The sequence below is a fragment of the Cryobacterium sp. Y50 genome (genome assembly GCF_002929805.1).
In the GTDB taxonomy this organism is placed as follows: Bacteria; Actinomycetota; Actinomycetes; order Actinomycetales; family Microbacteriaceae; genus Cryobacterium.
Window position 1 is genome coordinate 1 of the sequence record NZ_PJJM01000083.1, and the last position, 23,035, is coordinate 23,035.

At 61.2% G+C, this 23,035-nt stretch carries 22 protein-coding genes and 3 pseudogenes; 9 read left to right on the plus strand and 16 right to left on the minus strand.

The window, feature by feature from the left end:
- Positions 1-128: 128 nt before the first annotated feature.
- Together CXY73_RS07300 and CXY73_RS07310 are read left to right on the plus strand one after the other, a co-directional pair.
- Positions 129-1,067: a helix-turn-helix domain-containing protein gene (locus tag CXY73_RS07300; RefSeq protein WP_158254060.1), complete on the plus strand. Its 939-nt coding sequence runs from the start codon at positions 129-131 to the stop codon at positions 1,065-1,067.
- Positions 1,068-1,339: 272 nt separating this feature from the next.
- Positions 1,340-2,786: pseudogene (locus CXY73_RS07310) on the plus strand (IS3 family transposase).
- Between the two features lie 846 nt (positions 2,787-3,632).
- On the opposite strand, the gene CXY73_RS07315 reads toward CXY73_RS07310, so the two are convergent.
- The 5 genes from CXY73_RS07315 to CXY73_RS07335 are packed head-to-tail and all read right to left on the minus strand — an operon-like array spanning position 3,633 to position 8,492.
- Complete coding sequence (locus tag CXY73_RS07315; protein WP_104177348.1) at positions 3,633-4,406, minus strand: SDR family NAD(P)-dependent oxidoreductase; 774 nt, start codon at positions 4,404-4,406, stop codon at positions 3,633-3,635.
- Positions 4,406-5,191 carry an SDR family NAD(P)-dependent oxidoreductase gene (locus CXY73_RS07320; RefSeq protein WP_104177312.1) on the minus strand — a complete coding sequence of 262 codons (786 nt, stop codon included), beginning with the start codon at positions 5,189-5,191 and terminating at the stop codon, positions 4,406-4,408. The genes CXY73_RS07315 and CXY73_RS07320 overlap by 1 nt, the downstream gene beginning before the upstream one ends.
- Positions 5,188-6,567 carry an MFS transporter gene (locus CXY73_RS07325; RefSeq protein ID WP_104177313.1) on the minus strand — a complete coding sequence of 460 codons (1,380 nt, stop codon included), beginning with the start codon at positions 6,565-6,567 and terminating at the stop codon, positions 5,188-5,190. Before CXY73_RS07325 ends, CXY73_RS07320 begins: the two co-directional genes overlap by 4 nt.
- Positions 6,568-6,605: 38 nt before the next feature.
- A complete protein-coding gene (locus tag CXY73_RS07330) occupies positions 6,606-7,484 on the minus strand; it encodes a polysaccharide deacetylase (RefSeq protein ID WP_104177314.1) in 879 nt (292 codons plus the stop codon).
- 51 nt (positions 7,485-7,535) lie between these two features.
- The gene (locus CXY73_RS07335; protein ID WP_104177315.1) at positions 7,536-8,492 is read right to left on the minus strand and encodes an asparaginase; all 957 of its coding nucleotides are present in this window, start codon (positions 8,490-8,492) and stop codon (positions 7,536-7,538) included.
- A gap of 188 nt (positions 8,493-8,680) precedes the next feature.
- Between CXY73_RS07335 and CXY73_RS07340 the strand changes: the two genes are divergently transcribed.
- On the plus strand, positions 8,681-9,682 hold the full coding sequence (locus tag CXY73_RS07340) for a LacI family DNA-binding transcriptional regulator (RefSeq protein WP_104177316.1): 1,002 nt from the start codon (positions 8,681-8,683) through the stop codon (positions 9,680-9,682).
- Here the strand turns inward: CXY73_RS07340 and CXY73_RS07345 are convergent.
- The 7 genes from CXY73_RS07345 to CXY73_RS07380 form a co-directional block, all read right to left on the minus strand.
- A complete protein-coding gene (locus tag CXY73_RS07345) occupies positions 9,660-9,857 on the minus strand; it encodes a hypothetical protein (RefSeq protein WP_146071677.1) in 198 nt (65 codons plus the stop codon). The two genes, CXY73_RS07340 and CXY73_RS07345, sit on opposite strands and share 23 nt — an antisense overlap.
- Before the next feature lie 596 nt (positions 9,858-10,453).
- Positions 10,454-11,218, minus strand: a complete 765-nt coding sequence (locus tag CXY73_RS07355) for a sulfite exporter TauE/SafE family protein (RefSeq protein WP_104177319.1) — start codon at positions 11,216-11,218, stop codon at positions 10,454-10,456.
- Positions 11,215-11,877 carry an RraA family protein gene (locus tag CXY73_RS07360; RefSeq protein WP_104177320.1) on the minus strand — a complete coding sequence of 221 codons (663 nt, stop codon included), beginning with the start codon at positions 11,875-11,877 and terminating at the stop codon, positions 11,215-11,217. The genes CXY73_RS07355 and CXY73_RS07360 overlap by 4 nt, the downstream gene beginning before the upstream one ends.
- Entirely contained in the window at positions 11,874-12,800 is a 927-nt protein-coding gene (locus CXY73_RS07365) for an ABC transporter permease (protein ID WP_104177321.1), read from the minus strand. Before CXY73_RS07365 ends, CXY73_RS07360 begins: the two co-directional genes overlap by 4 nt.
- The gene (locus CXY73_RS07370; RefSeq protein ID WP_104177322.1) at positions 12,793-13,587 is read right to left on the minus strand and encodes an ABC transporter ATP-binding protein; all 795 of its coding nucleotides are present in this window, start codon (positions 13,585-13,587) and stop codon (positions 12,793-12,795) included. The genes CXY73_RS07365 and CXY73_RS07370 overlap by 8 nt, the downstream gene beginning before the upstream one ends.
- Complete coding sequence (locus tag CXY73_RS07375; RefSeq protein WP_104177323.1) at positions 13,584-14,609, minus strand: ABC transporter substrate-binding protein; 1,026 nt, start codon at positions 14,607-14,609, stop codon at positions 13,584-13,586. Before CXY73_RS07375 ends, CXY73_RS07370 begins: the two co-directional genes overlap by 4 nt.
- Positions 14,610-14,699: 90 nt before the next feature.
- Positions 14,700-15,569, minus strand: a complete 870-nt coding sequence (locus CXY73_RS07380; RefSeq protein WP_104177324.1) for a fumarylacetoacetate hydrolase family protein — start codon at positions 15,567-15,569, stop codon at positions 14,700-14,702.
- A 350-nt stretch (positions 15,570-15,919) separates the two neighbouring features.
- On the opposite strand from CXY73_RS07380, the gene CXY73_RS07385 reads away from it, so the two are divergent.
- Positions 15,920-16,516, plus strand: a complete 597-nt coding sequence (locus tag CXY73_RS07385; RefSeq protein ID WP_233198199.1) for a FadR/GntR family transcriptional regulator — start codon at positions 15,920-15,922, stop codon at positions 16,514-16,516.
- Positions 16,517-16,665: 149 nt separating this feature from the next.
- Here the strand turns inward: CXY73_RS07385 and CXY73_RS07390 are convergent.
- Positions 16,666-16,965: pseudogene (locus CXY73_RS07390) on the minus strand (transposase); the annotation flags it as partial.
- 140 nt (positions 16,966-17,105) lie between these two features.
- On the opposite strand from CXY73_RS07390, the pseudogene CXY73_RS22665 reads away from it, so the two are divergent.
- Positions 17,106-17,399: pseudogene (locus tag CXY73_RS22665) on the plus strand (IS256 family transposase); the annotation flags it as partial.
- On the opposite strand, the gene CXY73_RS07400 reads toward CXY73_RS22665, so the two are convergent.
- Both CXY73_RS07400 and CXY73_RS07410 read right to left on the minus strand, forming a co-directional pair.
- A complete protein-coding gene (locus CXY73_RS07400; protein ID WP_146071678.1) occupies positions 17,380-17,727 on the minus strand; it encodes a transposase in 348 nt (115 codons plus the stop codon). The pseudogene CXY73_RS22665 and the gene CXY73_RS07400 overlap by 20 nt on opposite strands.
- Before the next feature lie 450 nt (positions 17,728-18,177).
- A complete protein-coding gene (locus tag CXY73_RS07410) occupies positions 18,178-18,819 on the minus strand; it encodes a helicase associated domain-containing protein (protein ID WP_104177328.1) in 642 nt (213 codons plus the stop codon).
- A 119-nt stretch (positions 18,820-18,938) separates the two neighbouring features.
- Between CXY73_RS07410 and CXY73_RS21485 the strand changes: the two genes are divergently transcribed.
- Positions 18,939-19,274 carry a hypothetical protein gene (locus CXY73_RS21485; RefSeq protein ID WP_146071679.1) on the plus strand — a complete coding sequence of 112 codons (336 nt, stop codon included), beginning with the start codon at positions 18,939-18,941 and terminating at the stop codon, positions 19,272-19,274.
- Here the strand turns inward: CXY73_RS21485 and CXY73_RS07415 are convergent.
- The gene (locus CXY73_RS07415; protein WP_104177329.1) at positions 19,240-19,665 is read right to left on the minus strand and encodes a hypothetical protein; all 426 of its coding nucleotides are present in this window, start codon (positions 19,663-19,665) and stop codon (positions 19,240-19,242) included. The two genes, CXY73_RS21485 and CXY73_RS07415, sit on opposite strands and share 35 nt — an antisense overlap.
- A gap of 463 nt (positions 19,666-20,128) precedes the next feature.
- Here CXY73_RS07415 and CXY73_RS07420 point away from each other — a divergent pair, with 463 nt between their 5' ends.
- From CXY73_RS07420 to CXY73_RS07430, 3 genes are all read left to right on the plus strand, one after another.
- Complete coding sequence (locus tag CXY73_RS07420; RefSeq protein WP_104177330.1) at positions 20,129-21,028, plus strand: tyrosine-type recombinase/integrase; 900 nt, start codon at positions 20,129-20,131, stop codon at positions 21,026-21,028.
- A complete protein-coding gene (locus CXY73_RS07425; protein WP_104177331.1) occupies positions 21,025-22,068 on the plus strand; it encodes a hypothetical protein in 1,044 nt (347 codons plus the stop codon). The genes CXY73_RS07420 and CXY73_RS07425 overlap by 4 nt, the downstream gene beginning before the upstream one ends.
- 63 nt (positions 22,069-22,131) lie before the next feature.
- A complete protein-coding gene (locus tag CXY73_RS07430) occupies positions 22,132-22,833 on the plus strand; it encodes a hypothetical protein (RefSeq protein WP_146071680.1) in 702 nt (233 codons plus the stop codon).
- The last annotated feature ends 202 nt before the right edge of the window (positions 22,834-23,035 follow it).

Genomic DNA, 23,035 nt, shown 5'->3' on the forward strand with positions numbered 1-23,035 from the left:
TCAGCTCAGTCTTTGGGCGTCCAGTTCGCGACATGACTCATCATAACACTTAACCAATGAATTTACGACGCAAGACACTAGGGTCGGTTAGGACACCGCTCGCGCGGGTGGTGGAAATGGAATTCACCATGGACGATGCCGTCAATGACGATTGGTCCCTAGCACCCCCCGACCCGGACGGTCTCCATAGCCGGTGGGAAAGGATGCTCTCAGACACTCACTTACCTTGGCGCGTCGACGAGATCACTGATTCCGACACATTCCAGGCGTCAACCCGCCGACGGTACCTCGCGGATCTGGTGATCGTCGAATGCGAATGCGGACCGAGTACGGGCCACCGAGGACGCTACGAGATTGAGAACACAGACGACGAGTACTTGGTGGTCTTGATGACCCTAAGCGGCTCAGAAGTCGTCTGCCAAGGCGACCGGGAAAGCCAACTTCATCGGGGAAGCATAGTCGTCTGGGATAGCACGCAGCCCGCGAAGTTCCGAGTCAACGAAACGCTCATAAAAAGGAGCCTCTTCGTCCCCAAGTCAGCACTCGGAGAATACGGAGCACGCGGGGAACTGAGCCACGGCGTCGTATTGGATTCGCAGTCGCCTTCGGTGCAGCTTCTCCACGGGTACCTTCACTCACTCAGCCGGACAATTGACGGCCTCCCCCTCGCCTCCATACCGGCGACTCGAAACGCGACGATTGAGCTACTCGCGGCAACGCTCAATCCAGAGTCGATTCTCGGCTTGGGTACCGATTCCACACGCGTCCTGGCAGAACAGCACATCGACCGCAACCTCCGCGACGTCAACCTAACGCCTCACTCTGTCGCGCAGGCAATCGGGGTATCCGTCCGCTCGCTCCACCGCTCATTCGGTAACAACGAAACGGTGTCAAGCCTCATTCGCACCCGCCGCCTTGCCCGTGCGCGCGACGAACTCGGTCGAGGCGACTCAATCGCGACCATCGCAACGAGATGGCGCTTCTCCGACGCGAGCCATTTCTCCCGACTTTTCAAGGCAATGTATGACATCACCCCGAGTGAATTCTCCGCAATGTCCTACCGCTGAGTCAAACAACGGACCGTCTCGCCTGCCAGACCAAAGAATCCGAGCACGTGGATGCCTGGGTGAGCACGCACACGGCCATCACTGTTGGAAATGAGTCGAAGCGTCCCCGACATGGATCGATATTTTCCCTTGGCAAATGTCCCACAAGGTATGTGACATTTGAGTTATGCAGGCAAGCCGCCGCCCTCTCTGTCAACCTTGTGTAAGGCACCGGGATCGTCCCGAATAGTGTTGTAGAAGGCGGGGAAGGAGTTCCCTTGACGAACACCGTAATGACAGAGTCCAGCTCGACGGGGCAGGCTGTAGGGATGGAAGATGTTCCCGATCCCCAAGTCCCTGAGCGCCCGAAGCGGCGGACCTACACAGCCAAGTACAAACGCGACATTCTCACCGAGTATGATCGCCTCGGTCGGCAGGAGCGCGGCGCGCTGCTTCGCCGTGAAAAGCTCTCACCTCCTTGGTCAGTGCATGGCGTGACCAGCGCGATAAGGGCGTTTTAGAGGCCTTGGCACGGCCGGTCAGCGCGCCGCCGGCCAGTGCTGTGGAGAAGGACGCCGCCCGGCTGCGGAAGGAGAATCTGCGCTTGTCGGGCGAGTTGGATACGGCGAGGCAGGTGATCGCTATCCAGGGAACACTCTCGGCTCTGTTGGATCAGCTCTCGACCAACAGCAGCGCGACGAGCACCGAGAAATAATCGACGTCACCATCACCGCCCTTGTCGCGCTCATCGGCACGAGGGACGCGTGCCAGGCCGTGGGCCGGTCCCGGGCGACGCACTACCGCCGCCATCCCCGCGCGCCACGGCCGCCTTCAGCGCTTCGACCGCGGCCGAAACCGACCAAGCAGCCACGGGCACTGACCGAGCTGGAACGTGCTGCCGTGCTCAAGGTGCTGCGCTCGAGTCGGTTCGTGGACAAAGCACCGGCAGAGATCCAGGCGATCCTCCTCGACGAGGGCACCTACCTCTGCTCGGTGGCGACGATGTATCGCCTGCTCCGCGCCCACGGCGAGACCGGTGAACGTCGTGCCCAGGCCGAACACCCCGCCCGCGTCAAGCCCGAACTCATCGCCACCGGCCCCAATATGACCTGGTCGTGGGACATATCGAAAATCAAGGGCCCAGCCACATGGTCGTACTTCCATCTCTACACGATTATCGACATTTACTCTCGGTACGTCGTCGGCTGGATGGTCGCGACCCGGGAGTGCGCCGAACTGGCTGAGCGGCTCCTGTTCGACACGATCGAGAAGCAGAACATTCGTCGAGATCAGCTGACGATCCACTCCGACAACGGCTCCTCGATGGCATCGAAACCTGTCGCGTTCCTGCTCGCTGACTTGGGCGTGACCAAGTCACACTCCCGCCCACATACGAGTAACGACAATCCCTTCAGCGAGTCGCATTTCACAATTCTGAAGTACCGCCCCGAGTTCCCCGACCGGTTCTACAGCCTCGCCGAGGCACGCTCATTCTGCACCGAATTCTACGACTGGTACAACCACGAGCATCGTCATTCGGGTATCGGAATGCATACCCCGTTCAACGTTCACCACGGCCGCGCACCCGCCATCCAGCACGCCCGCGCTCGCGTGCTCACAACGGCCTATGCCGAGCATCCCGAACGTTTCGTGCGGCATCACCCGCAGCCACCCACGTTCCCGACAACGTCGTGGATCAACGAACCCGCGAAGGAAGGAACGAACTCAATGACCGGCTAAAGAAACTGACTCATAAAGGTTGACATCTTCCGCAGCGCTTCCGGCACGACCCGCAACGGTTCCGCATAAACGCCGTGGGACGCACCGAAGCGACCAGAACGCCCGTCTTCACGTCGAGATCCACCGCCTCGACGATGGTTTTGTCGACTCCGAGCAGAGCTCCCCATAGTGTTGAGTTTTGCACGCCGTTTTCTCGTCCCTGTGTTTCTTACCGTTGTCAGTTAGAAACCTAGACGGAGTGCGGCGTGCACTCGTTAAGGCGCTCGGAAACGACCCACGGTTACGTCAAGAGAACCCCATTTTCGGTTGGCGTTAACAGCAGCATTACTCACGGATGGCCGCAGGGTGGGTCGCGGCAAACCAGAGAAGGCAGTCGACGAGCTCCGACGGGGTGAGCGTCTCCGGGGCAGGGAACGACGGGACACTGGGAGATTTTGGTGGCAGAGAGATTCTCGGTATTGCGGAAATAGTGTTCGCTGCGTGATCCGTGGGACGGCGAGGACCGCACGCCGGAATTCCCGAGATGTCCAAATCCGCGGGCTGGATGTCCACGCGCATAATCACCTGAACCGCAGTAGCCGACACCCTGGAAAAATCGACGGCTCCCACAACGGTTAGCGCCGCATCCTCGATCGAGGCACAAACTGTCTGCTTGCCCGTTGTTCCACTCACGACCCATGAGTCACCAAATACTGCGACGCGGAAGCGTGGGGCACAGCGTGACGAGAGCTCACGGGTAACCTGTGCTTTGATGCCCCGAAGGGTGACGTGACGACTCAGGGGGGAGATCAAGATACCTCCGGGGCATCCTCCGCACATGTCTGTTACCTTTCGCCCGTCCCGCAGTTATGGCATCACGTCGCCGCTGTTAGGTCCAAGCGTCTGGCCCGTGTAGAGGTTACCGCCAGGGTCGCTCGCGAGTAGCAAAGCGGTTGGGGCGACTTCGTTGGCATAGCCGAATCGGCCAATGGGGAGCTCCGCCTGCTTGGCGGTTTTCCAATCGTCAGAGAGGCCGTCAATAAGCGGTGTAAAAATGGGCCCCGGGGCGATGACGTTAGCGAGCACACCGTGTGGCGCGAGCTCAAGTGCGAGAGATTTAGTGAATCCGATCACACCCGCCTTCGCCGCGGCGTAATGCGCGAGCCCAATCCCACCCTTGAGACCGAGCTGCGACGCGATGTTAATGATTCGGCCGCCAGTGCCAGCAGCCACCATCTCCGGTGCCGCCCAGCGACAAGCGGTGAAGATTCCCTTGAGATCGACCGCTATCGTGCGATCAAAGGTCTCCTCCGACATTTCGAGCAGGGGCGTCTCGTCGAGAACGCCCGCGCTGTTGACGAGGATATTGATGCCGCCGTGCCTCGCGACCACTGCATTCATGACTTGACGAACAGCGTCGGAGTCGGTCACGTCCACGGCGTGCGCCGAGACAGTGGCGCCCGCCTGTTCGCAAAGCGCGACGCTTGCGCTGAGGCGCTCACGTGAGAGGTCGAGCAGGGCTAGGGTGGCGCCCTCGGTGGCATAGAGCGCGGCGATGGCCTGGCCGATGCCGCTCGCGGCTCCAGTGATCACGGCTACTTTTCCGGCGAGCTGGCCTGCTCCAGCATTCGAGCCAGTCATCAGCTGGGCCACCTAATCGTGAGGCCGCCGTCGACGATGATCTCTTGACCGGTGATGTAGGCGGAATCGTCACTCGTGAGGAAGCGGAGCACGCGGGCCGCCTCGTCCACGTTGCCAACCCGGCCAAGCGGAATTCCAGCTCCTGCGGCGTCCAGTCCCGCTTTGCCCAGAGAGTTCTTGGCATCGAGCGACTGAGGGCTCTCAATGAGGCCCGGAATAACTGCGTTCACCCGGATTCCCTGCGGTGCGAGCTCGACAGCAAGTGAACGGCAGAGCCCCAGCAGGCCCGACTTGGCGGCCGCGTAGTGCGAGTGCTCAGCCCAGCCGTAGACGCCCCCAGCGATCGACGAGGTGGCGACCATCGCGCCGCCCTCGGTCATCCGAGCTGAACACGAGCGAAAGACCCGCATGACGCCGGAGAGATCAACGGCCATCATGTCGTCCCACGCCGTATCGGTCATCTCGGCGAGGGGCGTGCGTCGAAGGACGCCCGCCGCGGCGACCGCGATGTCGAGCCTGCCAAACGTATCAACAGCTGCCTGAGCGAGTTTTTCAGTCTGCTGGTAGTCCCGCACATCGACGGGAACTGTGATGCAGCGACCGCCGGAGGCCGCCACCAGCTCCTCGGTCTGGGTCTGCGAGTGCGGATCGCCGGCGAAGTAACCGATCACGCTGTGCGTGCCCGCCCTGGCGTAGGCTATGGCGAGGGCCTGTCCGATGCCGCTAGCGCCGCCGGAAATGACGGCTACCTTACCTTCGAGATTATCGTCGCGCTGGACGCTCATGCTGTGTGCCCCATTTGCTTCTTGTGGTCGCCCATCCGGTTGGTTGTGCGCGTGCCGAGCATGCATAGCCCGGAGAGAAAGAGACCCAGCGAGCCAGTAAAGAACGCGGCCCACATCATGTCGACACCCGCGATCAGGAACGCACCGAGGAAGAACGAACCGGCGATACCGCCGACGGGGGCCATGACGTGGGCAACGTTGGTACCCATACCGCGCACGTGGGCCGGGAACGACTCACCCATGTGGAAGAGCAGTGCGGCGTACGGTCCGGTGAGGAAAAACAGGGTGATGGCGTAAAACGTGATAACGAATGCGGCATCGTTCGGCCCGAAGAGCATGACCATGGATGACACCCCGCCGAGCATCCAGCCGATGGTGACCGTGAGCTTGCGGCCGAGTCGGTCACCGACCCAGCCATGCGCAAGGTAGCCGAGGAACGCCACCGCGTTGGCCGCCACTAGGATGAGCAGTGCATTGTCGAACGTAACGGCCTTCGCCTCGATGAGCACCGTCGTGCCGAGCACCGAGAACACTTGGATAGCAACCCAGTTGAAGAACCATGCAAGCGACAGGCTGATGGTATTCATCCGCAGGTCCTTGGTGAAAACATCCTTGAGACCCGTCTTGTAGTGGCTGGCATCCTCAAGCTCATGCTCGGCAGCGAGCGATTTGGCGCCCTCGATGTCACCAGTTTCACGGCGCCGGCGCACCTCTTTCATCGCGGCGAAAGTCGGTGACTCCGGGAGTCGAGAAGCAAGGGCAACCACGATTAGCGATAGGACGGCGGCAAATAAAAAACTCCAGCGCCATCCGATTAGGGGGAGCAAAATGGCCGAGAGGCCCGCTGACAGCAGTGCACCAACCGGCCAACCGGACTGTACGAGGCTGAACATAAAGCCGCGGCTTTTGACTTTCTTGTAGATTTCGTTGAGATACACGGCATTGACAACCTCCTCTGACATCGAGAAGCCCGAAAAGGCGCGAACGATAATGAGGCTCACAACCCCAATGACCAGCCCCGTTAGACCGGACGCAACCGCGCCACCGATCATCAGGATGATGAGTGCTCGCTTGCGACCCAGGCGGTCCAGAATGGTGCCGACAGCGAGCGAGACAATAAACACGCCCACTGTGGCAAACGTGTTGATCATGGTGGCTTGTCCGGCATCCCAGCCGAAGTCCGCGGCGATCACCGGGAGCAAGGTTCCAAACAGGGTGTAGTCATACACCGAGGCGACCCACGCAATGAAGCAGATGATCGAGACGTGGGTGACGGTCTTCTTCGTGATGGGCACGTCCCAGGGGGCTATCGGCTGGTTCTTCGCCGGGGATTTAGACTGTTTTTGGGCGTCTGTAATCTCGCGAGATGTGGTCATGAGATAGGTTTCCTTTCCTTGCAGTGGGGAGGCGGCGCTTAGCGCGGGAACCTCTGGTCGAAATCGCGGGCGATGTCTTTCATGGTGGCGAATTCCACACCATCATGGCTGCTCATGTACTCGATCAGACGCTCGATCATGAGGAGGTTCTGAGGACGTCCTGAGACATCGGGGTGAATCGTGATGGGAAAGACGGCATAGTCCATCTCGCGATAGACCCAGTCAAACTGGTCCTTCCACATCTGTTCGATGTCGCGCGGGCTCACGAAGCCATGACTATTAGCCGACCCCTTGATGAACATCATGGGAGGCAGGTCATCGAGGTACCAGTTGGCGGGGATCTCGATGAGTTCGGTCTCGTCACCGCGCACGAGGGGTTTCATCCAGTCGGTGGCCCGGGGAGCGGTGTAGTCAATCTTGGTCCAGCTATCGCCCACGCGTACGCGGTAGGGCGTGAAGTCGTTGTGCATGAGGGAGTGGTCGTAGAGGAAGCCGCGCTCAAGCAATATCTCGTTGGTAACGGTGGAGAATTCCCACCACGGGGCCACATACCCTTCGGGGCGAACGCCCGTTTTGCTCACAAACAGGTCGAGGCAGTGGTCGAGCACGTCGGTCTCCTGTTCGCGGGTCATGGCGAGGGGGTTCTCGTGGCTGTAACCGTGCACACCCACCTCGTGCCCTGCAGCGACGGTTGCATCGAATTGCTCAGGGAAAGTCTCGATGGAGTGGCCCGGCCAGAACCAGGTGGTGGCCAGGTCGCGGTCGGTCATCAGCTTAAGTAGGCGCGGTACGCCGACTTCGCCGGCAAAGAGCCCCCGCGAGATGTCACCGGGTGAGTCTTCTCCGCCGTAGGAACCGAGCCAGCCTCCAACGGCATCGACATCGATTCCGATGCTGACATAAATCTTCTTTGACATATTGACTCCGATTGTCGCGATAGGTGCGGTGAGTTTTTTTGAGTTGGTTTATTACCGGTGCAGAGTGAAACGTGCGGCGAAGTCTGCTCCGGTGTGACCCTGTGAGACCAGCAGCGCGGTAAGAATTCGCGACTGGTAAGGATTAAGATGGCCCGAAGGGATAGCCCCTGCTGCGACCAGGTCGATACCTCCGCCGTTCCCATATGTCGGTACGACAGGCCCCCAAGGCACTCGGGAAGACAGCACGATGGGTTGGTCTGAGGTGTGAACCACCTCGGCGAAACCTGGGCCGGCGTTGCCGACGCCTGTTCCCGAGATAACCACGGCAGCAGCGCGCTCAAGAGCAGCTGTGAGAAGCACCGATTCAGCGCCCGGGTAGATACTCACGATGTCCACCACCGTGCCGTCGAATGACTCGGCGGGAAGATCGAGCGGGCTGCGGTGCAGCGTGGACGCAGTTGGCACGAGGCGCGCGCCAGCAAAGTGGGCCACCTCGGTACCACCGGTGAAGGGTGACACCGCAACGGTGTGGCTCTTGCGGGCACCGCGTGCCGTACGCACGGAACCGCTGAACGAGATGAGCGCCCCGAGGTCGCGCATTCTTGGATCGGCGGCAACAGCGATGGCTTCAGCAATATTGCCGGGGCCGTCGGGAGCGTCGGAGTCTGCCGTGCGCTGCGCGCCCGTAATCACAACCGGTTTTGACGAGTTGTGCACGAGGTCGAGCAGGAAAGCAGTCTCCTCGAGAGTATCGGTTCCGTGCGTGACAACGATGCCGTCAACATCCGGTTCGTTCGCGGCCGCCGCCACACCCTCCGCGATCAGGCGCAGGTCCTTGAGCGTGAGTTGATAGCTGCCGAGGGTAACGATATCGCGCCACGAAACGGCGTGTTCGCCGCCAAGCTCTGCGACGAGTTCAGCTGCGCTGGCCTCGACAACCACGCCCGCGGCCCCGTGCGACCGGGATGCGATGGTACCGCCTGTGCCAAGAACTGCAATGTGTGCCACTTCGCTGCTACTCCCTCGTAACCAGACATAATTCGGCCAGGCAATTATGCCTAGCCCACCAGTTGAGCATCTACACAAACGTATGCCGCAAACGTATGCCGCAAACGTATGCCCAATGGTGTGTTGATACTATTGCAGGTGATGACGTTCACGCAACTACCCTCACCGCAGAGAATCGGAGCTTCACTATGAACGTCACGGAGCCCTCTACCCTAAGAACCCTCGCCGGGGAACTGGGTCTCAACGTCTCAACTGTCTCTCGGATCATCAACGCCGAACCGGGCACAGAATCCAAGTGGGCATCCCCCGAAACCATCCGCCGCGTCCATGAGCTGGCCAGCACGCGCGGTTACACCCGCAATCCACACGCTGCCTCCCTGCGAACTTCACGCTCTGACCTCATTGGGGTGATCGTGCCGCGCCTGCAAGATTACGTACTCGCCACCATCTATGAAGGCATCGACGCGGCGGCCGAGGCGCGCGGGCGGATGACGGTGGTCGCGAACTCTCTCGACGATCCCACCCGTCAGCGATCGCGAACCGAGTCGCTCCTAGCGCGCCGCGCGGACGGACTGATTTTTGGTGACGCGCACATCGACTCGCCGTTTCTCGACAAACTCGCGGCACGTGGCGTGCCCCTCACGCTGGTGTCGCGTCGGAAAGCAGGCCACGTTTCCGTCACCTGCGATGACGTTACCGGCGGACGATTAGCAGCCTCGCATCTCATCTCAACCGGGCGGCGACGTTTCGCTGTGATAGCAGGAGCACAGTACGCCTCGACCACGGTCGACCGCGTTGCTGGCTTTCTTGAAGCGCTAGAGGAACATGGCATCGGCGGCTCGGATGTTGACGTCTACTACACGGGCTTCGACGCGCCGGCCGGGCAGCGCGCCGTTGCCGAGCTCATGGCAGCCCCCGTCCGCCCCGAAGCGGTGTTTGCTGTCAATGACTTTGCAGCAATTGGCGCGATCGGAGCACTGCAGAAACTCGGCGTCGCTGTACCAGACGACATCGCGGTCGTCGGCTATAACGACACTCCCATTGCAGAAGCAGTCAGCCTTACGACCGTGCGCTCGCCCATGGTCGAGATGGGACGATTGGGTTTCGAAAAGCTCCTGTTACTGCTCGATAAGGAAGTGGTCAAGAGCGAGCGTCTCCCACCGGAGCTTATTGTGCGGTCGACGGCATGACATGGCGCACTATGTGACTGACGTAGTCCTCGCGCGCGGCCAGCACGGTGTGACGCACCCGTGTCGGTTTCTGAACGACCGGCCGCAGCGAGCGGTAAAACGAGGCCCGCAAGACCTTCAATTTGCGCCCCATCCACTCGATGGGGATGGAGGCCTTCTCCGCCAAGATAAACATGAAGTAATCGTCTATCGTGTGCTTCACGGCGGAGAAGGCGTTGACTTCCCTCAGGAACTCGATCTCCCTCTTCAGCTCAGCATTCTCAGCTTGCGAAGCCTTGTATTTGGCCCATTCGACCGGGCCCGGTTCGGCGGCACCACCGGCCTTGGGATGTTCCTCTTTCCAGAGGCGAACCCAGTTGCCCAGCGTTCCCTCGACGACCCCGACTCACCTCGGTGACCGGACGGAGCGTTGTGCCACGAACGTGACCTCGACCGGCGCTCCGGTGCCTAGCTATGCCCGCCGGCAGAGTCGAGCGAGGTGAGTCCGCCGGGAGTTACCGATGCGGGCAGCCGCGCGAGGCGAATTTTGTCGCCGCCGAAATGGTTGCTCGGTTCTGTCCTTCACTGCGGGTGGCAGACCGCGCCAGAGCCCCAGCTCGTTCACTGTGCCCGCTCGGTAGTGACGCACTGCGGTCGCAAATCGGTCACCCTCGTGTCTCTCTCGGTAGGATGTGCATGGCTCCGTCCGATTTGCGGTGTTCGGCGACGGGGCTGCATCCAGCCGGGGTGTTCAGCGGGGTATCGACACCGGATCTACACAGGGTCCTTGTCTCAGGTGGCGAATAGAACCGCCGCGGCACCGAGTGCAACGGTCACCAAGATTGTGCGCAACACCGTCGCTGACAGTCGGCGGCCGATCCGTGCCCCAAGCCAGCCGCCCGCCGCCGAACCGACTCCGATCAGGGCCGCAATTCTCCACTCCACGGCACCACTCGAGATGAAGACGATTGCCGACACAATGTTGGCAGTGGCGCCGAGCACGTTCTTGGCCCCGTTCGCCCTGTGCAGGTCGGTGGTCCAGAGAATTCCCAGGAGTGCGATCAGCACCACTCCTTGGGCGGCACCAAAATAACCGCCATAGACACCGGTGGCCAGAACTCCGAGGACGAGACCAAAGGTGACCGGGCGGGTATCTCGGGAACGCGACGCAGCATTGCGCCGCACGAAACGGGCCACGCGCGATTGGAGGGCCGCAAGCGAAGCGGCAACGACGAGGAGGTACGGGACGATCAACGAAAACGCGCTCTCAGGCAGGATCAAGAGCAGCACCCCACCGACGACGCCGCCGATGAGCGAAAAAATGGCCATGATGAGTACGGCGCGCCACTGGCCGGCCAGCTCTCGGCGATAGCCGAATGCGGCTACGACGCCGCCGGGCACGAGACCCACAGTGTTCGACACGTTGGCTGTGATCGGCGGAATTCCCAAAGCGAGCAGCGTCGGGAACGTGATCAGAGTTCCCGCTCCCGCGACGGCGTTGATGACCCCGGCGGCGATGCCCGCCACCAGAATGATCGCGGCATCGAGCGCGGTCATTGGAGTCGTTCGAACTTCCGAATCGTCGGCACGAGACCGAGCAACTCCGCGGTGCTGATTCCGGTGAGAATCTTCGCCCGGTAGTCCTGCTCGATGGCATCGCGATCAAAGGTGGCCTGCGCCACCTTCTCCAGTGCCGCAGCGTCCACCACAACGAGACCGTCCCTGTCGCCGACGACAATATCGCCGTTCGAGATCGTCGTGCCCGCCAGGTTGATCGGCTGACCCACCGTTCCCCACCTGGATTTTGTCGTGCCGCGAATGGACACTCCTCGCGCGAAGACGGGAAATCCCGTCGCGATGATTGCGGCGGTATCGCGAACGGCGCCGTCAATGACAAGGCCCGCAATTCCCGCTTGCATGGCGGCGGCAGTGAGAATATCCCCCCACGGGCCGCAGCTCACGGCGCCATGCGCGTTGATGACTAGGACCTCCCCTGGCACGGCCCGCGGTAAAGCCGCGTGAATGGTGAGATTATCCCCGGGCTGGGTATCGACGGTCAGGGCGGGACCAACCACCTTCATGCTCGGGTCAAGGGGCCGCAGCTCCGAGTCCAGGGCGCCGCGCTGTCCCTGAGCCTCATAAATGGTCGCTGTTCCTGACCGGAGCAGTCTGTGCAATAAGTCAGTGCGCTGCAGGGCTCCGCCGGAACTGGTCATGCGCTGCCCCTCTTCTTCTTGCGACGGGCCGGCGAGTCCGTGTCCCAGAAGGTGACCTTCCGCTGCAGCAGCGCTACGAGCGAGAAGAGAAGCGCACCGACGAGGCTCAACACCAGGATCAGCGCGAACACACGGTCTAGCGCGATGCGGGCCGCAGCGACGCGGATCTGCTCACCGAAGCCAATGCCTCCGCCGATGAACTCGGCCGCGACAGCACCGGTCACGGCCGCCACGACGGCGATCTTCAAACCCGTGAAGATGAACGGCAACGCCCGCATCAGCTTGAGTTTCCAGAACACATCCCAGGCGCTGGCTTTCATGGACTTGAAGAGTTTGATCTCGTCCTCAGATGTTGCTGCCAGACCGGCGACCGTTCCAATAATGATCGGGAACAACGACATGAAGGCAGCCATAATGAACTTTGAGCTGATTCCAAAGCCGAACCACGCAATGAAGACGGGAGCGAAGGCGATCTTCGGGGTGGCTTCGAGCATCACGAACAGGGGCATGATCGCCTTGCGACCAAACTGAGTCTGGCCGATCCAGAGTCCCATGATGAAACCGACGACACAGGCTAGCCCGAACCCGATCAGGATCTCCTGCACAGTGGTCCATAATTCGGCAGCAAGGAAGCCGCCGGATGCGAGCTGTGTCGCGACGATCCCTACTTGCTCCGCCACCCGGAACGGTGACGGGAGAATGATGGCCGACACCGCCCCGGTTCTGACAATCCCTTCCCAAAACAGCAGGATCGTGACGAGCACCAGCAGAATGGCGACGGGCTGCGGGAGAGAGTTGAAGAATGCACTGATGCGCCGAACGAGCAGGAAATTCTTCTTCCGGCCTCCGGCCGGCCTTGTTGTGGGAGGAGCTGTTCGTCGTGAAGAGTCGCGCACCTGTGATGTTTGCCCCGTGCTAGACATAATCGTGCCCTCTGTTCAGCGCATCGCGGACCTGGGAGACGTAGGCACCGAATGCCGGGTGGTTCAGCGTTTCCATGGACCGCGGGCGCGGCAGGTCGATATCGATCACGTCCGAGATGCTTCCGGGACGGGCCGACATGGCAAAAACACGATCCGAGAGAAGCACTGCTTCCGGGATTGAGTGGGTCACCAGAACTACCGTGGCCGTGCGCCCAGCGGCGATGCGCTGTAGCTCGAGGTCCATTCGCTCTCGCGTGAGCTCGTCGAGGGCACCGAACGGTTCGTCTAACAGCAGAATCTCGGGTTCCGTGATTAGCATCCGACAGATTGCGACGCGCTGCGCCATTCCTCCGGACAGCTCCCGGGGGTAAGCCTCATGGAAGCCTGCCAGGCCGACGGTGTCGAGCAAATTGGCTGCTTTGTCCGAGAATGTTGCGGCGGCTTTGGCGCCGTCGCGGAGCTCGATCGGCAGCAGTACATTGTCGATCGCTGTGCGCCAGGGCAGGAGCGTGGCCTTCTGGAACATGATGCCCACCTCGTCTGGCGGCTCGGTCACGTTCTGATCGTCGAGGGTGACCTGGCCCTGGCTGGGGGAGAGAAGCCCGGCCATGGTGTTGAGCAGAGTGGATTTACCGCAGCCGCTGGGTCCGATCAGAGAGCTGAAAGAACCGGAGGTGATCGACAAGTTGATGTCTTTAAGCGCTTGTACCTCCATACCGGGGAAAGTGTGGCTGACGTTCGTTATCTTGTAGCGCACGTCCACGGCTGTGGCAGTGAGCGAACTCATTGGTTGAATCCGTCAACGAATTCGTTCGTGTACAGATCGTCTACAACGATGTCGTCGGCCTGGATGTCTCCGGTCACAGCGACATCTGCCACGACCTGTTCCCAATAGGCGGGGTTGTTGTAGCCGAATGGGTCGCTGTCGGGAGAGACGAGCGAACCCTTGATGGCCTCGAACAGGGCCAGGGCGTAGTCCCGATCTTCGACTTCCTGGGGCTGGTATTCGGCGCAGGCGTCGAAGACGGCATCGGGATTGTCTGCGGAGAACTCAACGGCTTGCTTGTATGCCTTGCCGAACGAAGTGAGCACCTCTGGGCTCTGCGTCACGTATTCAGCGGTGGCAGCAAGGCCGTTACCGAAAAGGTAGGCCGTGGCCGTGCCGGTGAGGTTGTCGATCGGGATGCCCGCATATTCAATTGTCGCCACGGCGTCGAGCGAGGCAGCGTATGCGTCGATGTCGCCGCGCTGGAAACCGGCCACGGCCTGTCCTCCCTCGCCGACCACAAGGAACTCGTAGTCGCCCTCGGCGACGCCGGCTGCCGTCATGATCGCCTTGGCGAAACTGACCTCGTTTCCATCGGCCGTGGCGACACCGATGGTGCCACCGGACAGGGCCGAGGCATCCGCCATGCCGTTCTCGGTGGGACTGACCAGCTGGAAGAGGCCGCCGGGGGCGGCATTGGCAAAGTATTGGAAGTTCTCGCCGTCGGCCTGGGCCAGCACGAGAGGCACGGCGCCCGGTGTCCCGATCTGGGCCTGGCCGGCCAGCATGGCCTGGATGACAGCGGCGGAACCGTTAAGTCCCTGAATCGTGACGTCCAGTCCCTGTTCGGCAAAGAACCCTTGTTCCTTTGCCACGTAGGCGGGGTAGAAGACCAGGCAACTCGGAGTGGCCATGGCGATGGTCACCGGGGTTCCGGCGCTCTCGGCGCTGCCGCCCGTGGAATCGCTGCTAGTCGGACCCGAGCACGCCGTGAGCGCGAGGGCCGCGGCAACTGCGGCGGTGAGGAAGGTGAATTTACGCAAAATGACTCCTTTGTCATCGTTTGGAACGTGCTGGTCAGTTCGAGGGGACCTTGTGTGCAGTGCAGGATGGTCATATCCGGTGAAAGCGCCTCAGGCGAGCACCTCCGCGCGCGCGGCGACGAAGCTTTGGTTGATCTCGCCGATACCGTCGATCCACGTCAGGAGTGTTTCTCCCGGTGAGAGGAATCGTTGCGGGCTCCGGCCGATTCCGACACCGGACGGCGTGCCGGTGAAGATGATGTCGCCGGGGAGCAACCGGACAATCCTGGACAGGCTTTCGATGACCCGGGGAACGGAAAAGATCATGTCAGCCGTGGTGCCGTTCTGCATCGGCTCGCCGTCGATGCTGCAGCCCAGCTTGATCGCATCGGGGTTAGGGAATTCATCCGGAGTGACGAGCCAGGGACCCACCGGGGAGAAGCCTTCGAAGGACTTGCCGAGGCTAAATTGCGGGGCCTGCCCGGCGTTCTGCGTAACCCGTTCGGAGAAATCCTGTCCGATGGACAGCCCCGCGACGTGGCGCCACGCGGCGTCGGCGGCGACGTTCTTGGCCTCGGTGCCGATCACGACAACGAGTTCGACTTCCCAGTCGACGCGCCCGTCGGCGGGGAGTGGGACGACCGTGTCGGGTCCCGTCATGGCGGAGACGAACTTGGTGAAGACCGGCGGCATCTCGTCCGAAGACTGGTAGCCGGCCTCGCTCGCATGGGCCTGATAGTTCAGTCCGATCGCGAATACCTGGGGTGGGCGCGGGGAGGGCGAGCCGAGTGCCGCCCGGTCGATGATGACGTCTGCTGTGCGTGCGGTGTACGAACCCGCCCAGTCCGTGAAGTCCTTCCAATGGTCATAAACCGCCGGCAGACTCGGACCGAAGCGGCCCTCGCTGGCGGTATGAACATCCGTTCCTGTTGAATCGGAGGTCAGGATTACTGCTCGGCCGGCGTGGTTGGCGATGCGCATTAAGGCTCCTTTAGTTGGGGGAAGCGTGTGGTCGGAACGTCGCGTCCGGCCCTCTCACTAATTTCATCATGATCGTTATGAACATTTCTACTGGAATGCAGGAGGCTTGTCAAGCATTCAGTTATGATGATCATGATTGACTCCAAAATCGGTATTGTCGGTGCGTTCCGGCGCAGAAGAAAGGACGGCTCGGTATGGACCTGTCGACTGTGAACGGGGCGGGTGAGTCCGCCGCACCGATGGCGAGGCGGCAGCAATTTCCGGCCAACAGGGCGGAGGTCGCATCGGGAATCATTGGTGATCTGGCCGCCAGATTGAGGCCTGGAGCCAGACTGGGTACCAAGGAAGAAATGCGTGCGCGCTGTCAGGTGTCCGTGGGAACGTTCAACGAAGCGCTGAAGATAAGTCAGAACCGCGGCGTTGTCGCCCTGCGCCCCGGTCCTGGTGGCGGAGTTTTTGCTGCGGCGCAATCGCCATTGGTGCGGCTCGGAAATCTCTTCCTTGCGCTCGATGATTCCGAAACTACTGTGCTCGAAGCTGTTCGCATGCGCAACGCACTCGACCCGCTTCTGGTGGAAGACGCATTGATCAGCTCATCAGCGGCTGATATCGCGTCGATGCGTGAACAACTGGCCGTCATGGAATCTGCCGTCGTTCGATCTGATGCGACCGCCTTCACTCGGGCGAATTGGCACCTCCACGCCCGCATAGCCGGGACGAGTCCGAACTCCATACTGCGAACCGTGTACCTCGGTCTCCTGGACGTCATTGAAGCTCACACGCTGTCCGTTGAACCGCCTACGGTTCAACCTGTTGCCGAATACATCGAATATCGGCAGGATCTCCACGTGCGAATCGTTGACTCGATCGAAGCGGGTGACCGTGAGCTCGCCCTTCGGCTCATTGAGGAGCACAACACCGAGCGCGATAGCGACCAAACGTTGTAGGAGATGTTCAACCCCTTGAGTCACTCACGTCATGGCTGGGCGACAACTAGTAGTACTTGGTTAGGTTGGGGCTCGTTGTCGGCAGTGGGGGCAGTATCCGAGATAGACGGCGAGGACTCGTTGGAGTTCTCTGAGGATGCCGTAGAGACTCAGCCTGCCCCATCCGCTTTTGGGCGGGTCAGCCGCAGTTGGGTGATGAAGAGGTGGGCGGCGGTTACGAGAGTCATGTGGTGGTGCCATCCGGCGTAGGTGCGGCCTTCGAAGTGCGCGAGGCCGAGACCGGTTTTCAGCTCGCGGTAGTCGTGCTCGATGCGCCATCTGATTTTGGCCAGGCGGACAAGTTCTTTTAGCGGGGTCGACTCCGGCAGGGTGGAGAGCCAGTAGTCGGTGGGGGCCGGTGTCCCGGTTGGCCATTCGGCGAGGAGCCACTCGACGGAGAGGGAACCGTCGTCGCCGCGCGGCAGATCGCGGTTCGCGGGCCTCTGCCGGCATCTTGTTCGGTGCAAATCTGGAGGGTGTCAGATGGTCTGTGTAAGGGGTTGCGGATCTACTCGAAGGAGTGACACTGATGGTCATGACGAATCGAAACATGTTGCGCAAGGCACCGCGGTCCCCGTCGCAGTTGGCGGCGGCGAAAGCGATCGATGAGCTCCGCGATAGTGGTGCCTTGGATTCGCTGTTCTCGAAGATCGATGCGGGTGAGTTGCAACTCACTGGTGAGGACGGGTTCGTGCCCGGTCTGATCAAAGCGGCCCTCGAGCGCGGCTTGCAGGTAGAGCTGACTGAGCACCTCGGCTATGAGAAGGGCGACCCGGAAGCACGGTTCTATCCGAACTCCCGCAACGGCTCCACGCCCAAGCTGGTCAGGGGCGGTCGAGCTCCGCCGCGAAGAAAGCCGACGCGCTGCGCAGAATGGCATTCGCCCTCCGTAACTCACGGTTCTCTCGCTCAAGCTCGAGCAACCGGGCGGCATCCTCCGTCGTGGTGCCCGGGCGAGCGCCGGTATCGATATCGGCGCGCAGCAGCCACTTCCGCAGCGTGTCGGCCGGGATGCCGAGTTGCTGGCCGATGCGGCTTGAAGCCCCGTGGGCACCGCCGACATCCTCGCGAGCGACAAGCAGTAGGCGCACTGCTCGTTCCTTCAACTCCGGCAGATATTTCTTCATTGCTGGCATGATTCTCAACCTTTCCGGGTGATCAAGAACCTCCATTAAACCCGGAGCGAGACAAGGCTCAGCAGCCCACCGGCTCTCGGATCTCCTCCTTCGCCAACCCGCGATCAATGCCACCTACGTCGCCGCCCAGCTAGGCGTCTCGACCGTGAATGCTCAGGTCGCTATCGACCGTCTCGTTGACGCCAACATTCTGGCCCAAATCACACAAGGGCGACGAAATCGAATCTAGCTTGCGGAAGAGGTCGTAGGAGCCCTCGACGACTTCGCCGCCCGAGCAAGGCAGCGTCGATAGGCGAACCCGCTCGCCAAGCGACTCGGCAACATCCACGCGCTCAAAACCGATCCCAAGTAACGCAGCCGGTGGAGAAGCCGCCAGACACAACCTGAAGGAACCAATGGTCGAGTCTGGCGACTCACCCGTCCATCCTGGTCAGGATCGAATACGAGGTTTCGCGGGCAACGAGACGGCTGGCGTGCCTTCTCTCGTCAACGTCCCCAGGTCCAGAAGTCCAAGCCACTTAGCGCGAGCACGCGCTCTCGCGGCAGGCGCCCCCGGTGATATGACAGTCGCTGTTTCGCCGCCCACGCCGCGAGAGAGCGCTCCCTGCCCGCATCGCTTCGGAAGCGGGGCACCCGCCCGTTCTCGGTAATAAAGTCTCGATACTCCCTGAAGCGTGAGATCCAAACGTCGTCGCGGGGATGAAAGCTGAACCCTTCGATGGCCGCGAGCCGGCGCTCCTGATATGTGCAGAGGCGCGCTCCCGCGAAGGCGCGGCGTTGTGCGCGAACGAAGGCGGTCAGGGTTTTCTCTTCGTCAGAAATCGAGTTGGCTGGTAGCCGACGGTTCTCGCGAGGCATTCGGTTCAGACGCGCGATGAAGTTCTCCAACGCGAAAACGTTCTGGAGCCATCTTGTGATGGCGTCGGAGATCTGGGCCTCGCCGGGTTGCGCATCTCGAAGCTGCTGTTCGCGAAGGAAGCAGGTGAGGGAGAGGGCCTGATCAGCGGTGAGCTCGTCAGGTCCGAGTCGTCGGAGCCGTGCGTAATCGGCGTGCAGTAACGATAGAGCGCTTGGTTCGGTCATGAGCATCTTTCCGGCCCGCACGGCGTGCGGTACCGGAGAAGACATGCGCGGCAAGACACGCCGACGACGAAAAGAGGCATTCCTGCACGGGGCACACCCGTGCCGGAAGGTAATTAGCCTCAGTTTTGGGCCCCTTTTTGGGGGGCATTCTTATTGGAGGTCACATGAGCACGACAGATGCACCCAACGAGGGCAGCGTTACATCTCTGGCCGCGAGCGAAAGCGGGCTGTGGAAGGTCTCAACCCTCCACAGCAGCCACTACTTCGACTTGGACGCGCGAACCGTCACTCGAGTACCCGGAGAAGACGCGAGCCCAGGGATCAACGACGTCACTCGGCCGTTACGGCGAATAGAGACACTCACAGTCGGACTGCGCGGCCGATGGACGATGCACACGGCGGGGTGGTCAGATACGGTCGACTTCTACTGGCATGAAAGTTCCGTCGTCACGAAGATCGAGCGGGTCACTTTTCAGGATCTGAAGCAGGTTCCACGCTGATCGCCTCTTCGTCCAGCTTCTCCCGGACAGGAGACCCCGCGGCAACAAGCTCGGCGGCGCGAACACGGACTTCTTGGAACGCATTGCTCCAGATCAGAAGATCGGTGATCGTCATCATCGTCTCCCCCCGCTGAATTCGACTCACCCTGTCGTAGGTCATCTCGGACGGAAACTTGGCTTCCTCCAAGTACGAACGCAGCGTTCCGGATTTTCTCAACACGCATTCGCGGATGGTGTTGGCGACCAAATGCTGAAACTGTGCCGCCGCTAATTGCGCATCTTCCTCGCCAACAAAGGCAAAGGGGGTACCGGCCTTGCCAAAACTTTTTGGGACCTGCATCCGGGCTCTCGGTTCAAACACGTGACCGCCAGGTAGGGGCTTCTTCGGCATACTTTCACCCTATCAACAACCGAGTATCAACCTACTATTTAGGTTTTACACCATTCATACGGGAATTAGGTCGTACACACTGTAATACCACCTGTTTATGAGACAGCCGTTTATCGGCTGCCCGCATAGACACCGTATGAACACCCCCACAACACCCCTGACCCCGCAGACTCGTGCTGCATTCCGCCACGCCGCGTCCACCCTCAACGCAGTTGTCCATTGCGCACCCCGTGCACCTTTGTCGCACAGACGCTCCAGCACCAGGAAGAGACATGCCCCGCCCCGCAACCTCATCTCTCCTGCTCAGTGCCTCACCACGATGTGTTGGCGCGACCCGTGGGTCTTTGACGCGCCGCTTATCGCCAGCCTCATCGGTGAACGGCGAACATCAGGCGTCGATTGCGACCCGTCAGGTGCCCTCGAAACAATTCGCTCAGGCCTCCCGGCCGCGTGCATCACCGTAATGGCTCGGTACCAGCCCGAAATATCACCGCAGCGGTGGGAACGCATCCGAGAATTTGTCGAAGACGCCGTTGCGGTCACCGCGCCCAATTGCGCGTACACGACCTCACGGCTGCTCATCGTCTGCTCGCACTACGTGGACTGGGCGGTAAACATCGCCAGCCTCCCGCTGCAGCCCCAGATTCTCTTTCGCCGTGAACTCATATCCCGGTACACCAGCGAGGTAATGAACCAGGCAGAGGGAACACGCCGCAACTACCGAGCCATCCTGCTGCGCATCTCCGAGATACTCCTCTCCGACAGCCCCGAGGCAGAACTGACGGCGCTCTCCTCCCGCGTCAGCATGGAACCCTATTCCGATGCGAACCTGACCCGCCTTGAGTTCTGGGCCAGAGGGCAGAACACGCCCAGTCGGGAACGCAACGCGACCGTTCTTCTGGCGCTCTGCGCAGGCGGCGGCCTGTGGTCCAACGAGGTATGTGAAGCGCGGCGCGAGGATATCCAGTTCGATGCCCACGGCGTACTCGTGTCCGTGCGCGGCAGCAATGCCCGATACGTACCGCTTCTGGCGCGCTGGGAACCCTGGCTGCGCGTAGCAGTCGCCGGCCTCGACGCTGGTGACCGCGTGTTCGGCAGCCCGACCCGCAAGAACAACAGCAAGAACCTCGTCACCGCGTTCATTCAACAAAGCGTTCAGCCGCCCGGAATGCCACGGCCGCAAACCAACCGCATGCGAGCGACGTGGCTCGTGACACACCTGGCCGCCCGCACCGACATGCGCGCGCTCATGACCGCCAGCGGCGTCGGCAAATTCGAGAACCTGGCCCGGCTCCTGCAGTTTGTACCAGAGCTGGACACCGTCGCCTACCGTCAGCACCTGCGCGGGGAGCTGAACAAGTGATTCCGCGCATCGACCGCGCCCGCGTGCGCGAAGCCGAAGATTGGATGCTTGAGGCATTTGGCATGACGAACGCCATGTATATGCGCCGCATCACGACAGACCCCCTCCGGGTCTACGTGAGCGAGACAATGCGTGTTCTTGAGTCCGCGAAAGTTCGTGCGCTTATCAATCCATGGCGACTCGAATCCGGCTTCACCTCTCCGCGAGGCCGCAAGCAAACCATCGACGAACATGCCGCCCTCGCAGTGATTCTCATCCAAATACGTATCGACAGTGACCTTCGATTCAACAACATGGCCGCGACGATTTTGCGTTTGACGGATGCCGAACGCGAAAGCCTTGGCATCCGCGTTCACGACGTCGAGCATGCCTTCTGGTACGACCGCCTCTGGCGAGCCGTCTCGCGGCTGCAACGCCTCATCGACCCCTTCCCCGGCAACCGCCGCAAACTGCCCACCCGCCACGAATACAAGGAGATTCTCGCCGCTCGCGACCCAGCCGACACCGCCATCAAGCAGGCTCACCTCTCCACCCTCTGCAACGGGCTACTCCACGGGTCCATCGCGCTCATGCCTCGAGCACTCCGCCGCCGATTCAAGGGCAACACGGCCCTCGACGCAACCAAAATCCCTCTCAACGGATGGCTCGGCGGCCCGCGCAGGAAGAACCCCAACGGGGCCCACTGCAGCATCAATTACGACGGCGGCTGGTACGTACGTCAGGGCGACCACGACGGCAGCGGAACCACGTACAAGGACAAGCGAGAGTGGGCCATCGAAGCTGAAATCACCACCATGACTGCCAACACGCCCGGGGAACGCGCAACCTTTCCCCTGCTCGCCCACGGCGTCAGCTTTCACAAACCAGGCATGATTGCTGGCGAAGGAAACCGGTTGGTCAAGGCGATTCTCGCCGCCGGCTTCCCCATCCTGCACTTCATGGGCGACCGCGCATACCTGCCCCGCAGCACCGCCGACACCCTGCAGGCCACGCTGGCCGAAATTGGCGCCAAGCCGGTCTTCGACTACGACCAGGACTAACAAGGCCAGACAACCTTCTACGAGGACCTCATCCAAGTCGGCGGCCAGTGGTACGTGCACTACATGCCCCAGGACCTTATCCACGCCCTCGACCTGTACCGAAAGGACCGGAAGGCAGCCGACACCGGCGTGCCCGTTGACGAGGAAACGCCCGAAGACGACGCCATCCTCTCCAGCGACTCAAACCCCGTGCGTCAAGCCAAAGAACTGCGAGACCAGCGAATCGCCGAGCGTGAGAAGTACCGCGCCAAGCCCAAGGGCAAGCGCCGGCCCGACGGCTCACGCCAATACCTCTACCCCGACCCTAAGAACTACGACGGTTTGGCGTTCGACCACAAGACCGGCGAACTCATCGAGCCCATCCGCAAGAAGACCGTCGTGATACCCGCCGGGAAAGACCCCGCCAAGGACAAAGCCCTGAAGTACGGGCAGACCTACCCCCACAAAAGTCCAGTGTGGAAGGGTTTCTACGCACTGCGCAACACCGTCGAATCGCAGAACGCATTCATCAAGGACTCCGCAACCGAAGACATCGCCTCCCCCATGAAACGGCGCGCCCGCGGCAACACCTTCGCGTCGCTGGCCGTGACACTCGCACTCGTCTCAGCCAACATCCGAAAGATTCTGACGTTCATTCAGAGCGAGCTCGCCCGAGTGCCCCTCACCTCGAAGAACAAGTCCTTCGCGAGCACGTACTACTCCAGCACTGAAATCACTGCGGCGACGCCACCCACCGACACGGCACCATCACCACCACCCAGCTAGCCGCCCGGTCGTCAACAATTCCGTTACCTGCAGCAAAAGTCGCTTCGCCCTGCCAAAAACAGGGCGAAGCGGTGTTTAACCGCAGACCACGCCCGGATCACAGCATTTCTTGGGGCTAGCACTCCCAGAATCGGCGATTTAACGCAAAAACCGGCGATGCGATCGCCGGTTTTTTGTTGCCGCAAGAATTTCGTAAACTAAA

Excerpts from the sequence above, each read along its gene's own strand:
- CXY73_RS07300 (WP_158254060.1), top strand. The coding sequence starts at position 129 with ATGGACGATGCCGTCAATGACGATTGGTCCCTAGCACCCCCCGACCCG.
- CXY73_RS07315 (WP_104177348.1), bottom strand. The coding sequence starts at position 4,406 with ATGACTGGCTCGAATGCTGGAGCAGGCCAGCTCGCCGGAAAAGTAGCC.
- CXY73_RS07320 (WP_104177312.1), bottom strand. The coding sequence starts at position 5,191 with ATGAGCGTCCAGCGCGACGATAATCTCGAAGGTAAGGTAGCCGTCATT.
- CXY73_RS07325 (WP_104177313.1), bottom strand. The coding sequence starts at position 6,567 with ATGACCACATCTCGCGAGATTACAGACGCCCAAAAACAGTCTAAATCC.
- CXY73_RS07330 (WP_104177314.1), bottom strand. The coding sequence starts at position 7,484 with ATGTCAAAGAAGATTTATGTCAGCATCGGAATCGATGTCGATGCCGTT.
- CXY73_RS07340 (WP_104177316.1), top strand. The coding sequence starts at position 8,681 with ATGAACGTCACGGAGCCCTCTACCCTAAGAACCCTCGCCGGGGAACTG.
- CXY73_RS07345 (WP_146071677.1), bottom strand. The coding sequence starts at position 9,857 with ATGTTTATCTTGGCGGAGAAGGCCTCCATCCCCATCGAGTGGATGGGG.
- CXY73_RS07355 (WP_104177319.1), bottom strand. The coding sequence starts at position 11,218 with ATGACCGCGCTCGATGCCGCGATCATTCTGGTGGCGGGCATCGCCGCC.
- CXY73_RS07360 (WP_104177320.1), bottom strand. The coding sequence starts at position 11,877 with ATGACCAGTTCCGGCGGAGCCCTGCAGCGCACTGACTTATTGCACAGA.
- CXY73_RS07365 (WP_104177321.1), bottom strand. The coding sequence starts at position 12,800 with ATGTCTAGCACGGGGCAAACATCACAGGTGCGCGACTCTTCACGACGA.
- CXY73_RS07370 (WP_104177322.1), bottom strand. The coding sequence starts at position 13,587 with ATGAGTTCGCTCACTGCCACAGCCGTGGACGTGCGCTACAAGATAACG.
- CXY73_RS07380 (WP_104177324.1), bottom strand. The coding sequence starts at position 15,569 with ATGCGCATCGCCAACCACGCCGGCCGAGCAGTAATCCTGACCTCCGAT.
- CXY73_RS07385 (WP_233198199.1), top strand. The coding sequence starts at position 15,920 with ATGCGTGCGCGCTGTCAGGTGTCCGTGGGAACGTTCAACGAAGCGCTG.
- CXY73_RS07400 (WP_146071678.1), bottom strand. The coding sequence starts at position 17,727 with ATGGAGGTTCTTGATCACCCGGAAAGGTTGAGAATCATGCCAGCAATG.
- CXY73_RS07410 (WP_104177328.1), bottom strand. The coding sequence starts at position 18,819 with ATGTCTTCTCCGGTACCGCACGCCGTGCGGGCCGGAAAGATGCTCATG.
- CXY73_RS21485 (WP_146071679.1), top strand. The coding sequence starts at position 18,939 with ATGAGCACGACAGATGCACCCAACGAGGGCAGCGTTACATCTCTGGCC.
- CXY73_RS07415 (WP_104177329.1), bottom strand. The coding sequence starts at position 19,665 with ATGCCGAAGAAGCCCCTACCTGGCGGTCACGTGTTTGAACCGAGAGCC.
- CXY73_RS07420 (WP_104177330.1), top strand. The coding sequence starts at position 20,129 with ATGGCTCGGTACCAGCCCGAAATATCACCGCAGCGGTGGGAACGCATC.
- CXY73_RS07430 (WP_146071680.1), top strand. The coding sequence starts at position 22,132 with ATGCCCCAGGACCTTATCCACGCCCTCGACCTGTACCGAAAGGACCGG.